Origin of the sequence: Adhaeribacter radiodurans (assembly GCF_014075995.1) — a bacterium.
In the GTDB taxonomy this organism is placed as follows: Bacteria; Bacteroidota; Bacteroidia; order Cytophagales; family Hymenobacteraceae; genus Adhaeribacter; species Adhaeribacter radiodurans.
The window spans coordinates 807638-823682 of the sequence record NZ_CP055153.1; the positions used below are offsets into that span (position 1 = coordinate 807638).

Annotated in this window: 11 protein-coding genes; 5 read left to right on the forward strand and 6 right to left on the reverse strand. The window is 39.5% G+C overall.

Features of this window, described 5'->3' with window-relative positions:
• Positions 1-436: 436 nt before the first annotated feature.
• Both HUW48_RS03825 and HUW48_RS03830 read left to right on the forward strand, forming a co-directional pair.
• Positions 437-4156: a sensor histidine kinase gene (locus HUW48_RS03825; protein WP_182414412.1), complete on the forward strand. Its 3720-nt coding sequence runs from the start codon at positions 437-439 to the stop codon at positions 4154-4156.
• On the forward strand, positions 4153-7659 hold the full coding sequence (locus tag HUW48_RS03830) for a hypothetical protein (protein ID WP_182414413.1): 3507 nt from the start codon (positions 4153-4155) through the stop codon (positions 7657-7659). Before HUW48_RS03825 ends, HUW48_RS03830 begins: the two co-directional genes overlap by 4 nt.
• An 84-nt stretch (positions 7660-7743) precedes the next feature.
• Here the strand turns inward: HUW48_RS03830 and HUW48_RS03835 are convergent, their stop codons facing one another.
• Both HUW48_RS03835 and HUW48_RS03840 read right to left on the reverse strand, forming a co-directional pair.
• Complete coding sequence (locus HUW48_RS03835; RefSeq protein WP_246343686.1) at positions 7744-8427, reverse strand: SGNH/GDSL hydrolase family protein; 684 nt, start codon at positions 8425-8427, stop codon at positions 7744-7746.
• Between the two features lie 152 nt (positions 8428-8579).
• The gene (locus HUW48_RS03840) at positions 8580-8855 is read right to left on the reverse strand and encodes a hypothetical protein (protein ID WP_182414414.1); all 276 of its coding nucleotides are present in this window, start codon (positions 8853-8855) and stop codon (positions 8580-8582) included.
• A gap of 527 nt (positions 8856-9382) precedes the next feature.
• On the opposite strand from HUW48_RS03840, the gene HUW48_RS03845 reads away from it, so the two are divergent.
• The 3 genes from HUW48_RS03845 (at position 9383) to HUW48_RS03855 (ending at position 11891) form a co-directional block, all read left to right on the forward strand.
• Complete coding sequence (locus HUW48_RS03845) at positions 9383-9982, forward strand: porin family protein (protein ID WP_182414415.1); 600 nt, start codon at positions 9383-9385, stop codon at positions 9980-9982.
• A 228-nt stretch (positions 9983-10210) separates the two neighbouring features.
• Positions 10211-11494, forward strand: a complete 1284-nt coding sequence (locus HUW48_RS03850) for a PAS domain-containing protein (RefSeq protein ID WP_182414416.1) — start codon at positions 10211-10213, stop codon at positions 11492-11494.
• Positions 11495-11534: 40 nt separating this feature from the next.
• Positions 11535-11891, forward strand: coding sequence for a histidine kinase (locus HUW48_RS03855; RefSeq protein ID WP_182414417.1), 357 nt, complete (start codon positions 11535-11537; stop codon positions 11889-11891).
• Between the two features lie 88 nt (positions 11892-11979).
• On the opposite strand, the gene HUW48_RS03860 is transcribed toward HUW48_RS03855, so the two are convergent.
• The 4 genes from HUW48_RS03860 to HUW48_RS03875 all read right to left on the reverse strand — a co-directional run bounded on the left by HUW48_RS03860 (position 11980) and on the right by HUW48_RS03875 (position 15804).
• Positions 11980-12747: a S1/P1 nuclease gene (locus HUW48_RS03860; protein WP_182414418.1), complete on the reverse strand. Its 768-nt coding sequence runs from the start codon at positions 12745-12747 to the stop codon at positions 11980-11982.
• A 170-nt stretch (positions 12748-12917) separates the two neighbouring features.
• The gene (locus tag HUW48_RS03865) at positions 12918-13652 is read right to left on the reverse strand and encodes an SDR family oxidoreductase (RefSeq protein WP_182414419.1); all 735 of its coding nucleotides are present in this window, start codon (positions 13650-13652) and stop codon (positions 12918-12920) included.
• A gap of 171 nt (positions 13653-13823) precedes the next feature.
• Entirely contained in the window at positions 13824-14105 is a 282-nt protein-coding gene (gene ppnP / locus HUW48_RS03870; RefSeq protein WP_182414420.1) for a pyrimidine/purine nucleoside phosphorylase, read from the reverse strand.
• Positions 14106-14136: 31 nt separating this feature from the next.
• Entirely contained in the window at positions 14137-15804 is a 1668-nt protein-coding gene (locus tag HUW48_RS03875; RefSeq protein ID WP_182414421.1) for a M1 family metallopeptidase, read from the reverse strand.
• Between the last annotated feature and the right edge of the window lie 241 nt (positions 15805-16045).

Below are 16045 nucleotides of genomic sequence, written 5' to 3' on the forward strand. Positions count from 1 at the left end.
TTATAAGTACTTTATTCATAAAGAATTTTCGAGCTATCACCTAAGTAATATGGCTCTTATTTCGGCTTGCATTTATATAAGTTAAATAAAATCGGATTGCTGCCCGCTATATCAACTTCACCAGGAAATTGGACTTGGCTTTAATTGATGAGTTGTACATTGGCTAGGGGCATTCTTTTGGATTAGTTTCCGCGGTTAAAGTATTACTGTACTATTTAGCCCGTAACACTTCTTAATAAGTTTATTTAGTAGTTAAGAGTATATAAAAATTAGTATATTCTTAGCAGTTTCTAAATATCCTGAGAGCTACATTTATATTTATTTACTATTATTTCGTGTAGTCTGCGCTATAACGCATTAGCTTATTGATTACTTGTGAATTCTATGGGACTTAGCACAATTTTTGAATAAATTTGGGTAACCATTCCTATAAGCGTTGAAGTCCCGATCTTTCCCATATATTCATTTAATTGCTGCAGTAATGTGCTTTGCGGCGGCCGCATTGCTTAATCTGTATACTTATTTCTCTCAATCTTCCACAGATAAAAATGTTTCTTTTGTAGCGGATAATATTACTAAAGCTATTAGTGCGGCTGAACAAGATGTAATTGTAGCTAAAACCTATTTGCGGGAAGATACTGTTTTATTCTCTAAGCTTCTGGGTAAAACGCAGTATCCGTGTTTTATTATGAAAGGTGACCAACTCATTTTTTGGTCCGATCATACTACGGTTACGGATTTTGATAATGCCTCTATAAAAGAAAGATTTAGCATTGTAGAATCTAAACACGGCAAATACCTGGTGAATAAAGAGAATTATCAAAATTTTTCTATTCTCCTATATATTCCGCTGGAGGTTAGTTTTGGAATTAATAACAATTATCTGCAATCGGGTTTAAACGAGGCCATTTTTGGTAGTATGCAGGCCCGTATTATTACTGACTCCAACTCTCCTTTTCCAAAATTACGTACTTCTGATGGTACGTATTTGTTCTCCTTACAGCAATTAGTAGAAACCGACGTACGCAAAAGTAGCCAGGCAGCAATTGCGGTTATAACTTTAGGAATAGGTTTTTTGGTGTATTGTTTAATTTTTGTAAGCCAATCTTATTTACGCCGGGGTAGTTATGTTAAAGGATTAATTATATTAATAGTGCCTTTATTCGTTCTTCGCCTGGTACTGCTTTATTTTAACTTTCCGTTCTCGGTTTTAGAACTAGAAGTTTTTAACCCTAAATTATACGCGGCATCTTTTTGGTCACCTTCCATTGGCGATTTGCTTTTAAATGCAATTTTGTTGGCGGTTCTTACTTTTAATTTAGCTTACATTTTCCGGCATCTGCAAATAACGAGTTACCTTAAAAATGTAAATAAGACTAGCCGGATTTTAGTAAAACTAGGTTGTGCTGTTGCTTTCTACGTAATGTTGCACAGCCTGTATGTTTTTTATTTAGATTCGTTTACGAACTCGTTACTAGTATTAGATGTATCGCAGAGCTTAGATTTTTCTTTTTATAAATTTCTGCTTTATACTGCTTTCATTCTGCATACAGCAATCTTTTTTATTTTTGTTCATTTATTAACTCAAATTTTTCATGCGGTACAACCCGATAGTACGGCGTCTTACTGGTATTATGTATTAACTGGTTCGGGTGCAATTTGTGTTATTATAGGAGCTCTTAGCAACAAAGCCGATGTTATTTTATTCGGTTTAACCCTCCTGTTCTTTGTGGCGGTTATTTACGTTCGCTTTCGCCGGAATATTACGGCCAATCCCTACCAAACGTATTTATTTATTTTCTGGATTATTGGCATGAGCTCCGTAGCGGGTAGCTTGGCTATGTACGTGCATTATCAAAATTTACTTTTAGTAAATAAACAAAAGTTTGCTTCCGGTATTTTGCTGGATAATGATATTCAGGGCGAGTATTTATTAAATGATATTTCGCTTAAAGTGCAGGCCGATCCTTCCATCCGGAATAAATTTAAATTAGAACCTTTCGTAAATATAGATTTTGTAAAGCAGAAAATTGAACGGTACTACCTACGCGATTATTTTGATAAGTACGAAGTTAAGGTAAGGGTATTTGATGCCAATGGTATGACCTTAGATAGAGAGGGCTTGGAATTAGGGGAAGACGATGACATTACTCTTCCCCTTTATCTTAAATATTTTCTGGAGAAGGCAGTTCCTACGGAGCATGAAGGCTTATTTTTGATAAAAGAAGAAGAAGAGCAAAACTCGCGTAAATACATTCAGTTTATCCGTTTACGGAATGTAAATAAAACGCTGGCTACTATTGTGCTGGAACTTAATTTAAAAAAGTTAACGCCATACAGCGTAATTCCTGAGTTATTAGTAGATCAGAAATTTTTTCAGCCCTTATACAACCGGGATTTTAGTTACGCTTTTTATCAGAATAAAAGACTTACCTATAACGAAGGTGATTATAATTATATCCGTTTCTTTTCTCCGGCTATACTGGATAATCCGGAATTAAAAGTGAATGGTTTGCAGGTAAATGGGTATCACCATTTAGGTTTCCCAACAAAGGACGGTAAAATACTGGTAGTAACTACGGCGCATTATTCTTTGCGCGATGTAGCCTCTAACTTTTCAGCTTTGTTTCTGGTACACACCTTCTGCTTGTTGCTGTACATGTTGCTATTTTTATTAATGCGGGCCCGTTACTTTCGGAGCTTCAGCACCAATTTTAGCACTAAGATTCAATTGTACCTCAATTTTGGTATTTTAATTCCATTAGTATTAATCAGTATTGCAACAGCAAGTTTAGTAACGGGTTCTTACCGCCGCGATTTAGAAGATACCTACAACAAACGGGGAAAATTAATCCAGGAAAACTTTCTGAACACAATTGCCAGAAAGGGCGATCGCGGTAATCAAGAGCGATTAGGCGACCAAGTACGGCAACTCGCTGATTTATCGGAGACGGATATTAATTTGTATGATAATCAGGGAAAATTACTTTATTCGAGTCAGCCGTTAATTTTTGATGCAGGGCTTTTATCCCGTTATATCAATCCGGAAGCTTTTGTAAGTATTGAAGAAGGGCGGGCCCGTAAAGTATTGTTGCAGGAACAGGCGGGTAATATCCGGTTTAATGCCTTATACCTGCCCCTGTATGCTGATGGCCACAAAGAAAGCGTAAAAGCCTTTATTGGATTACCTTTTTTTGATTCGGAAAAAGAACTTGATTCGAAGCTCATTGAACTTTTTACCACCATAATGAACATTTTTACGTCGATGTTTATTGTATTTATGGTGCTTACCTACGTGGCTTCGCGCGCTTTAACGGTACCTTTAAAGTTGGTTACCCAGAAGTTAAAGCAAACTACTCTTACTGGACAAAATGAAAAATTGGATTACCACTCAGCAGATGAAATTGGCTTATTGGTAAGCGAATACAATAACATGTTGTTAAAGCTGGAAGAAAGTAAAAAAGAACTGGCAACCCGCGAGAAAGAAGCCGCCTGGCGCGAAATGGCGCGGCAAGTAGCGCACGAAATTAAAAATCCGCTAACACCGATGAAATTGTCGTTGCAATATTTGCAGAAAGCTATTTCCGAAAAGCGGGAAAATACAGAAGCGTTAATTAGTAAAATTTCGGGTACCCTTATTACGCAAATTAATACCTTAAGTGATATTGCTACTTCCTTTTCTAACTTTACTACTCTCCCGGATTTAAAACCGGAGAAAATTAACATTGCCGGTATTTTACAGCAATGCGCGGAACTGCACCAGGATGCTAATAATCGTATTCAGATTCATATTCCGGAAGGGGATTACCACGTATTTGCCGACGAAAGTTTGATGGTGCGAACCTTTAATAATTTACTAATTAATGCCTTGCAGGCTATTCCGGCGGGCCGTACACCTTGTATTTGGGTTTCGTTGCAGAAAACGTCGCCTGATAAAGTGCTTATTTCGGTGCAGGATAATGGCAGCGGTATTCCCGCCGAAATTTGCCACAAAGTATTTATTCCGAATTTTAGTACTAAATTCTCCGGTTCGGGAATTGGCTTAGCCGTGGCGAAGCGAGGCATTGAAAGTGCGGGCGGCCGTATATGGTTCCATACGACCGAAGACCAGGGTACCACCTTTTTTATTCAATTACCGGCTGTGGACGAAGCATGATTAAATGGGGGTTGGTGGGAGTTTTATGGGGCCTTATTTCCTGGTCGGCCCAGGCCCAATATTCCAATCAACGGTGTAAATGGGTGAAACTCTCCGATGTGCCCGTTCAACTAGATTCACTTACTATTTTGCCGGGTTCTATCGTTCTGCAAGGTGCTGCCGCCGACACACTCCGGTATTTATATAATCCGTCGCTTAATCAGTTTCAGCTAGTTCGTCCTCCGGTAGCAACTATCAAGTTAGATAGTTTAGGAAAAGTTGCTCCAAGTTATAACGTTTCCCGCGATTCTGTTTTAGTTTGTTACCGGGTATTGCCCTTAAATCTGGCTATGGCCCGCTATCGCCGTAAAATAACTGCGAACGATTCGGTTTACTTGCCAGGTGCCAAAATCTACACCGAACAAATTGCGCCTAAAAAAGAAGAGTTGTTCCGCACCCCCGGATTAAGTAAAAACGGGGCGATTACCCGTGGTATATCTTTCGGTAATACGCAAAATGTATTCGTAAACTCAGCTTTAAATTTACAATTAGAAGGAAAGTTATCCGAAGATATTGGCATTACAGCTTCTATTTCGGACCAAAATGTGCCTTTTCAACCCCAAGGTAATACGCAGCAACTGCAGGAATTTGACCGTATTTTTATCACTCTTCAACACCGGCTCTGGAATGTAACAGCCGGCGATATTGTATTGCGCAACAAACCCGATTACTTTTTGCGCTATTATAAAAACGTGCAAGGCGCCGCTTTTGAAGTGAATTATTCTCCTAAACCCAATCAAAAAGCCAGCACTTCGGCGGTTGCTTCGGTGGCAAAAGGTAAATTTTCTTCTATTCAGATAAAGCCAATTGAGAATGTGCAGGGGCCTTACCGGTTAACAGGTCCAGCTTCGGAGAAATATATTATTGTGCTGGCAAATTCCGAAAAAGTATATCTGGATGGAAAATTACTTTCCCGCGGATTCAACTACGATTACGTGATTGATTATAACCAGGCCGAAATTACTTTTACTACCCGTAACGTAATTATTCGTTCTTCCCGCATCCGCGTAGATTTTGAATATTCCGACCGGAACTATAACCGGAGTATTTACCAGGCCAGCCATTATCAGGAATTTAATAAAGTAAATGTCCACGCCAATATTTACAACGAATCGGACAACCCGAACAATTTATTAAACCTTGATTTAAAACCAAGCGACAAACAATTGCTGCAAGAGATAGGAGATAGCTTGCAATTAGCCTATACGCCAGGAGTTGAAACAGTACCTTACGATCCGCAACAAGTACTGTACAAAGACTCTACGGTGTTGGTTAATGGCGTAGCCAGGCAGATTTACGTGTATACGGAGGATTCTACTTTAGCCAATTATTATTCGTTGCGCTTTACCGATGTTGGGCAAGGTAAGGGCGATTATGTGCAGGTAACAACTTCGGTAAACGGGCGGTCTTTTAAATGGGTAGCTCCGGTAGAGGGTAAACTTCAGGGTCGGTACTTACCGGTGCGGATATTACCTACTCCCATTCGCAAGCAAATGGCTACAGTAGGAGCCGCTTACCAGGTAAATAAAGAAACCAGTGTTTACCTGGAAGCCGCCGCTTCTAAATATGATGTAAACCGCTTTTCAGAAAAAAACTCCGACGATGATAATGGTAAAGCCATTAAGGTAGGTTACACCGTAAAGGAAAAAAGCTTGCCTATATTAGGGAAATATAAATTACAGAGTACATTTAATTACGAATTTACTGACCGCAACTTCGTGTCCATTGATCGTTACCGGGACATTGAATTTGACCGGGACTGGAGCAATGGAATTACTGCCGAAACTCGCCAGAGCGATAATATTGTAAATTTTTCGGTGGGAGTAGTTAAAGATAATACCCACGCCATTAATTACCGGATTAGCCGACGTTACCGGCCCCACGAAGTGGATGGAGTACAGCATTATGTAGATGTAGTGCAAACGTTTAAAGGCTTATCATTAAAGGGTAACCTTTTTACCTTAAATAGTACCCGGTTAAATAAAATTAAATCGGCTTGGGTACGCGGGTTGGCAGAAATAAGCTATCCGACCAAGAAAATTGTACCGGGGTATACCTATCGTTTCGATAAAAACCGGGAAGATTCGGTGCTTAATCCGGACTCGTTGGCTAGCTCAGCTATTTATTTTGACGAACACATTTTTTTTGCACGCAGTAAAGATAGTGCGGCTACCCGTTACGGAGTCAGTTATGGTTATCGCCAGGACCGCCGGCCCCGCCAGGGAGAATTAAGTCAACCCGAAACGGCTCAAACGTATAATGGCTATTTACAGACGCGGGTAGGAGGTACTCAGGATATTCAAGCGCAGCTTACTTACCGGGAAGTAAACAGTGTAGATAGTTTAAATAAAGCTACCGTTTTATCGAGCATTAACTGGAATGGCGATTTACTGCAGCGGCATTTACGTTCAGAATTAAGTTACACGGTAGCTACCGGCCGCGAGGTGAAACGCGAATATGAGTTTATTCAAACCGTACCCGGTCAGGGAACCCACTATCTAATGCCCGCCGGAAACCCCCGTGATTTAAACGATTACTACGAGGCCCAAACGCCGGATGCTCAATATCGCACGTACATAAAAGTATTTTTGCCCACCGATCAATACATTATAGCTTATACCAACCGATTAAATTACCGGTTAAACTCAAGTTTACCACGGGCTTGGCAAGTAGCGCCTTCTTCTATTAAGAAATTGGTTTCCCGGTTTACAGCCCTTACTTCTATAACAATGGACCGGAAAACAACCGATCCGAACCTGATTACCCGATTTAATCCGTTTAGCCAGAATACAGAAGATAGTTTGCTGCTTTCTATGAATAATTCCTTCCGGAATACTATTTTTTATAACCGTAGTAATTCCAAGTTTGGTTTAGAATTTACTATGCAGCAAAATCAGCAGAAAATTTTACTAACGAATGGTACCGATACCCGAAGCTTGCGGATTCAAAGTATAAATGGACGTTACAACTTAAATGAGTATTTTACTTCTAAATTACAAGTAAACCGTACCCGGCGCGGCAATAATTCTAATTATTTAAGTACCCGTACTTACCAGATTCAGGCGTACGAAGCTATACCGGAGTTTGCCTTTCAGCCCAATAATAAACTTAGGTTTACCAGTACGTACCAATACGCCGCAAAAAAAAATAACTACCGGAAAGAAGATCCGGAAAAAGCAGTTTTCAACGATTTAGGATTTGAAAGCCGCCTGAGCCAGGTAAATAAACGTACATTTTCGGGGCAGTTGCATTATACGCACGTGTTTTTCAAAGGTGAAGTAAATACGCCGGTAGGTTACGAAATGCTAAATGCTCTCCGGCCCGGCAACAATTTTACCTGGAACCTGAACCTGCAACAGCAGCTCAATAATGGTTTAAATTTATCTTTTAACTACGATGGCCGTAAGCCCAGCAGTTTACGCGCTTTTCACTCCGGCCGCATGCAGGTATCGGTTTTATTTTGATATTGTAGCTTAATGCTTCAAGTTTGATTTAGCAATAGGTTCTGATCAAAAAATGCAGTTTTAGTTATACCTAGTATAATAAAGCTACTTGCCAAAAACAGCTTTAGCAGCAGGTAAAGTAATTATAGCCCATTCGTGGTACATTTTGCCGGAAAAATGCAGCTTATCCGAAGCTACGTAAGATTCATCTTGTGCTGCCTTGCGGGAAGCAGGCGTAATATCTACAAAAACAACCCCAGCCAGGTGGCATTCTTCTTTTGCTACTGCATTAAAAGCATTAATTTCCTGTGTAATTTTATTTCGATCCCGGTCTTCAGCAAAAGGAGTAACACCCCAATCCGGAATAGAAAGCACTACTACATGGCTGGGCTGGTTAGCCGCAAATTTTACAGCAGTATTTACTAAATCCCGAAACTCGGTTCGGTAGGTTTCCAAGCTTTGGCCACGGTATTGATTGTTTACTCCAATTAATAGAGTTACTAAATTATAGGTATTAGTAAGATTACTTTCCCGAATAGCCTCCTGTAACTCTGCTGTTGTCCATCCGGTACGAGCTACTGTAACCGGGTTACTTATTTCTACTCCGGCTTGGCGCAAATAATCAGCTAGAAAGTAGGTCCAGCGGTTTTCAGTAGTTACACTTTCGCCAATGGTATAAGAATCGCCGAGCGCTAAGTAAGTGTATTTTGCGAAAATAGACGGAGAAGCTGGTTCCGGGTACATTATAGATTCTTTGTTGTTACAAGCCAAACATAAAATTACCAGCACTAACCAACTACTCAGCTTTATCCATTTTATGGGTGAAATTTTCTAATACCTACGAAGTTGAAATTATTTTGTATTTAGCGCTGGTCGCAATAGTAAGAGCAATAGCTAGGTATACAATGCTACTTACTTAAAGCTTAACATGAGTTATTAAATCAACAGGCACAGGCAAAGTAATCTTCAAAGCCGGGAGCAGGTTTGCCTTCTACGCGTATAATTCGATCGAGACGGATTTCTTCGCCGGTATTCAAAATCAATAATTCTGCCTCGTTAGTAGCGCGAATTTCTTTTATAACTGCCCTGGTAGAAGTGTATTCGCGAATATCAGTAAAGTATTGTATGCTCACGTATTTCCGATTAGCAGCGTAGGCCAATAATTCTTCCCGAAGATTTGCATCAATAGGTTGGTATACTTCAGTAGTTTCTTTCATAATTCTGTTTTCTCTGTTTTACGAATAATTGCTTAGCAAAGATTAGAACAGCCTTTAACGGTATAAAGCCAATCGCTGCACTTCTTGCCTTGTCAAGAAGTGTATCCAGAAAATTTTCCTGATAAAATAAGTGCTTATTTATCGTTTTCAGATTGAACAGTAACACCGTGTAAGCTCCATTTAAAAATAAATATAAGTAAGTGTGTAATCACCATCTGTTTTGCATCAAGGTAGGGCAGGTGAAAATGGAAGATAAGAACTTACCAGAGTACTAATTTTATTAGATTTTTTGCAGGTGCTTAAAATAATTGATAACTAAATTTTTATTAAAATCGAGATACCAATAACTACTAAAGTAAGTGTTTCATTCAGAAATAAATAGCTACTTAACCCTGGTTCCAAGTACAGCAAACAGGTATTTAGTAAATAATATGGCGCACATTTTGCCTTAGTACTTACAGCATAATTTCACTTTTCTATTTATTTATTAAACTTTTTATATGTATTACTCCATAATTTAAATTTCTATGAAAAAGCTAGTATTGTTTTTAGTATTGCTGGTTAGTGCTCAGTTTGCCGCTCAAGCTCAATTTACCCTAGGTATTAAAGGTGGGTTAAGCTCCTCGGGGGTAGATGTGAAAAATGCAAAAAATACGATTACTCAATTAAAAGATTCAGATAATATTACTGGTTATCATTTGGGAGCTTTTACCCGGATTAAGGTATCTAATGTTTTTCTGCAGCCCGAAGTTTATTTTGCTACTTCCGGAGGTAAGCTCCAGCAAACCGATATTCAGAATAACACGATAGATGAAGTAAAAGCTAAGTTTACCCGCTTAGATGTGCCCTTATTGGTAGGATATAACTTCTTTAAAATTGCCAGGGTGCAGGCCGGGCCAGTAGCTTCGGTGTTGGTTGGCAGTAAGATTGACGGCCAAAAAGTTAAAGATTACCTGAATAAAACCGACTGGGGCTTTCAGGTGGGAGCTGGCTTCGATATTAGTAACCTGGCGTTTGATGTACGTTACGAAAATGTGAAACGCGATTATACGAACCAAAACACATCATTCGACTTAAAAAATAAACAAATAATTGTTAGTGTAGGAATTAAATTGTTCGGTAAATAACTCATCCGAAAAATTAATCTGGTAGGCGCAAGCTCTAAATAAAAAAAGAGCCTGCGCTTTTTTTATTTACCTTTGTATATTAAAGAAGAAGCAAGCTTTTTAGATGTATTATCCTAAAAAGCTTGCTTCTTCTTTAATATACAATACTGGTTTTTTGTTAAACCTATAATTAGTTTATTTTTAAACACATTGTATTTACAACTGTTATAGGCAGTATTTATCAGCTTTATGGACTTTTTAGAATTATTTATTCATCTTCCGGATGCCATGGTGGTATTATCGCCGGAACCTGATTTTAAAATAATTACCTGCAACAATACGTACCAGCAGGTAACCATGCGAAAAAGGGAAGAAATTATAGGATTACCTTTTTTACTAGAGGCTTTTCCGGACCGGGAAGTTTCTTACGAGCAAAATCCGGTACGCAAATCATTGGCAAAAGCAGTAGCTACCAAACAAGTAGATTACTTAGACGTACTGCGCTACGATTTACCGAAACCAGAAACCGAAGGAGGTGGATTTGAAGTTCGGTACTGGGAAGCTTCTCATACGCCTGTACTCGATGAAACAGGGGCGGTAAAATACGTTATTCAGAAAACAACAGATGTTACCTCCCGGGAACTGGCCAAACAAGCGCAACGCGAAAGTGAAAATAAATTCCGATTTATGGCCGATGCCATGCCGCAACTGGTTTTTACTACCGATCCGGCCGGTAAATTAACCTATCTCAATCAACGTTGGGCAGTTTATAGTAATATCTCTTTAAAGGAGTTGAGTACTACAGGCTGGCAGCAAATTATTCATCCGGAAGATTTACCAGAGTTGCAAAAGCGCGGCAAAGAGGCTTTTGAGAATAAAACCGAAATGCAGATAGAACTTCGCAAACGCGATAAAGAAGGTAGCTACCGCTGGCATTTATGTCGTATGTTACCGATGCGAGGCGAAGATGGGAATATAACCATGTGGCTAGGTTCTTCTACCGATATTCATGATACCCGTTTATTGGTGCAGGAATTACTAACTACTAACGAGCAAATGGCGCTTCTGGCCGATCAGGTGCAGCTAGCTTACCAAAAGGTTGAATTGGAACGGAAAACTTTGGAGCGGTTCATTATGGAAGCACCCGCTTTCTTTTGCATCTTAGAAGGGCCGGAACATCGGTACGAATTGGTAAATAGTCATTATCAGAAACTTTTTCCTAATCGGCAGTTGTTACACAAACCTGTAGCTGAAGCTTTACCCGAAGTAATAGAACAAGGCTTTTTGCAATTGCTTGATAATGTGTATCAAACGGGAAAATCTTACGAAGCAAAAGAAATATTAGTAAAATTAGATCAGCACAATACAGGTAAACTAGACGATGTTTACGTGAATTTCTTGTACCAGCCTATATTGGATGAAACCGAAAAAGTTACAGGGATTCTGGTTTTTGGTTTCGAAATAAATGAAATAATAAAGTTAAGAAAGCAACTGCAAGAGTCAGGTCATTCTGTTAACGAAGCAGCCAGGTAAGTAGAATGACAACTCAAAACAAAAAGAGAAGCAGGTACGCATGAATGCCGCACAAGTAGACTTTCAGCAACTCCGGATCAAACATATTCTGTATAAATCAAAGGTCCGTTCCGTACTATTTGGTGGCTCGTTCGATGAGGCTTTCTTTTCGCCTTCCGGACCCGTAAACACGTGGTTTACTAGCGTAGGAATGATAAAGTACCGGCAGGAAGTAGAAATGACCGAACTAGCCCGCGTACACCAAGACCTGAGTTCAACGGCCAGTAATTTATTTCAGCTGTATAAATTTGGTAAAATTGACCAGGCTTACGACGGCTTAAAACTTATTGAAAAAAAATCAGAGCAATTTTTACTTTTGTTAGCGCAACTAGAAGACAGATTAAAAGAAAGAGTTTAATTTAAAATTTGTTACAACAGCAAAACGCCCCTTAAAGTAATTTAATGGACGTTTTTTATAAATATTAATTAAATTTTTGCCAGAGTAACTAACCATATATCTGGTTTAACAAGCCAGCCAACCGGATACCACCTTGCATGAGTAACTTTTGGATAGTACCAAAATTGTCGTAAGAATAGCGGTAACCTAACTTGCCATCGGCGGCAACAGCGTATATTTGCGGCCGGAATTGCATCATGCCGTAGGCCCAATCTCTAATACTGGTGCTTTGCCAGTTTTTTATCTCTGCTTTATTGGGTTCATCTAAAAACGAAGCTAACTCGGTATAACTTAAATCTTTCCCATCAATAATCTCACTATCCCAAACCCGGTGTAAATTAGAAGCTTTCCCAAACCACTGTACTTTCACATTATTGCCCCCCATATCGTCTTGGCCACCCACATGCAAGGGCTGGTGCAAATCGCCGACCATGTGAATTAAAAACTTTAAATTTTCCTGTTCCTGAACGGCCGTTAAATTATGTGCTTTTAAGGTTTGTATTAACTCTTCTAATTTCAAAATTAAGTCACCGTTTAGGTTTTTCTGCGTTTGCTCGTACTTCATTCCATCCGGAATGGTAACCCAATGCCAATCGTGGGTATGATTGTAAGCCGGATCGGATTTTACATCGTCCATGAAATTAGCTACTTCGGATAGGGAGTTGTTTCCGAGGATTTGTAAAACTTTCTTACGGGCTTTTTTGCTTAGATGCTTCTCTGCTACCAAACCTACTACCCGGTGGCCCGTCTGACCATAAGCAAAAGTCTGACTAATAAGAAAAGGAAATAAAAGGATTAAACTAATTACTTTTTTCATTGATACTACTTACTACTAATGTCGCCCTCTACAAAACCACCAACGATTTAGGCAAATTTACGATTAAATTTAAGCAGGATAAAATCAGAGCACCAACCTAAAATCTGATCGTTTATTAACAGGTTTACTCTAAAGTATATTCTTCAAAGAGCATTTCTGCAGGAACAAACTTAACCATTCATGCGGTTAAATATCTCGTTTAGCTGTTCACGGGAAGCTTTCCGATTTATTTCTGAAGTGCCATATCCAACTTCCTCTTCTCCGCGAGCTAGACCAGCCATAATGCCATCGGCAAAGTCGTTTAAAGGGGCGCCAAAGGTATGGATTCCGGCTCCGCCTAAGTCGGTTTGCACGGCAGGCGGTACAATTTCCAGTACTTTAATAGAAGTATCGCGTAGTTGCCGTCGTAAGGATAATGTAAAGGAATGCAGGGCAGCTTTAGTAGCGCTATATATGGCAGCTTGGGCCAGTGGTGCAAACGCTAGACCAGAGGTTACATTTATAATATAACTTTGCAGTTTTTGCTGCAAATGCGGAATAAATAAAAAAGCTAAATGAATAGGAGCTTCCAGGTTAATGGAAATTTCGGCCTGATGAAAAGACCAGGATTGGGAACTACCTACCATCGATTGCCGGTTCTGGATACCAGCGTTATTTAACAGAACATTCACTTCCGGAAAAGATTGAACAACCCAATTGTATAAATCTTGCCGATCTGATTCCTTAACTACGTCACAAACCCGTGTATGGAGTTGCGGATATTTCTGCTGGGCTTCCTGCAACTTGTCCTCCCGACGACCGCAAACAATAACCTTACTGCCTGCTTGTAAAAAACGTTCAGCCAAAGCTAACCCAATACCCGAAGCTCCGCCCGTAATTAATACGGTATTCCCTGATAATTCCATGTGTTACGTAAGAAATTTAAGTTTTACCTTTTACGCGGAAAAAGAGTTATAGCTAACAAGAGTTATGGAATTTTAATAAAAAATGCAGTTAGAATAACTGCATTTTTAACTGCTTCTAAGTAAAAGCTTTTCTCAATGCATTCATTAACAAAATAAAACTAAGGCTACTAATTAGCGGTACTGGCACAAATAAGATGTTTGTTCTTCTGTCTTTACCTGGAAAGATGAATTGCCCGGTACGTCAAAAGCCTGGCCTTTTGTATACGATTGCCATTCAGTTGCGTCCTGCAATAAAACTGTTAATTTCCCTTCTATAATAGTCATGATTTCGGGCTGACCAGTGCCAAATTTGTACGTGCCGGGGTTAATTACTCCAACAGACGATTTTCCTTCTGCCGTTTGATAAGCTAATGATTTTACTGTTCCGTCGAAATATTCGTTTACTTGGATCATGTGGATTTAAGTGTGATTTATTTGTTTAAAGTTATTTAACGTTGTTTTGGGGTGCAGTTACGTAAAAATTAGAATCTACCTGCACCGTTGCGTTAGCGGGTACATTGGGTAGCTCCTGCCAGGTGGTGGTAGGCTCCAGCCATTTTTCCTGGTTGTTAAGGTATACTTTTACCGGTATATTAAAATTAGCTACGCTGTTGGCCCAACGATAAGTTAGCTCGTTATTCCGGAGTTGATATTCGAACTGCGGAATGCGTACATCGCGCAAATATTGCTGAAAGAAACCCGATAAATCGCGACCAATTTGTTTACTCAGGTAATTTTCTATTTGCGCCGCAGTTACGGTTTGGTGATAAAATTCTTTGTTAAGACCTCGTAGGATGGAGCGCCATTTTTCGTCGTTGTTTACTATTTGGCGTAAGGTATGCAGCATGTTAGCGCCTTTGTAATACATATCGCCGGAGCCGCTGTAGTTTACATCGTAGTAGCCGACAATAGGCCGATCGTTTTTAATATTTTTGCGGGTACCAATTACGTATTCGCTGCTGGCTTTTTTACCAAAGTGATAATCCAGGAATAGGTTTTCGGAGTAAGCTGTGAAACTCTCGTGAATCCACATATCGGCAATATCTTTATAGGTAATGTTATTGGCAAACCACTCGTGCCCCGATTCGTGCACAATAATAAAATCAAACTTTAAACCCCAGCCAGAGCCACTTAAATCTTTACCTAAATAACCATTCTCAAATTTATTGCCGTAGGTAACCGAACTTTGGTGCTCCATACCCAGGTAAGGCACTTGTACCAGCTTGTAACTATCTTCGTAAAAAGGGTAGGGGCCAAACCAATGTTCAAAAGCCTGGAGCATGCGCGGCACTTCTTTAAATTGTTTTTTTGCTTTTTCTAAATCCTCGCGAAGCACATAATAATTACAATCAAGCGTACCTTTTTCGCCTTTGAATTTTTCGAAGAAATTTACATAATCGCCGATGTTAACGTTTACCCCGTAGTTGTTAATAGGATTAGTCACAAACCAATGAAAGGTTTTAGTGCCGTCGTTATTCTGGACTACTTTGCGCAAGCGCCCGTTGGATACATCAATTAAATTTTGTGGTACGGTAACGCTTATTTGCATGCTGTCCGGTTCGTCGTACATGTGGTCTTTGCAGGGCCACCACAAACTGGCACCATCGCCCTGGCACGAAGTCGCTACAAATGGATTACCTTTTTTATCTTTTTGCCAGGTTACGCCGCCGCTCCACGGTGGATTAGCGCTCACTTGCGGAATACCCCCGTAGTAAACTTCTACTTTTTGGAAGGTACCGGGTTGCTGGGGTTCGTTTAAGGTGATAAAAAAGGCATTCCCATCGCGCCGGAAATTTAAAGATTTACCATTTTGCGTTACTTTTTCAATATTTAATGGCTGCTGCAAATCGATTTGCATAATTTTTTCGGTCTGCAAAACCCGGTACGAAATGGTGTTTACTCCTTTTATCGATTTTTCGGTGGGGTTTACCCGTACATCCAAATGATAGTGCGTTAAATCCCACCAGGCTCTTTCCGGAGTAACGGAGCCGCGCAAGGTGTCCTGGTGAGTAAAAGTTAATTTTTCCTGGGCCCACGCCTGACTAAATAACAGAGTAGTTATAATAAAAACGATGGCTCGCCGGGAAATAGTTGTGGTTGTATTTATTTTCATGGAACAAGGGCATTATGCGAGGCTACTGCAACTTCTTTGGGAATTTAAGAAATAGCATAATTATAAAATAAAAGTACGGATTAAAATGCTGGATGCAGTACTGGTGGTGAGTAACTTTTTTGGATGGCGAATTATGTTGGTTTAAACCTGGTTGTATTTTATCTACTTATTAGTAAGAAACTGGGTAAAATTAGTTTACTATACTAAATGTTTAAATTGATGTAATATAACATTGATATTA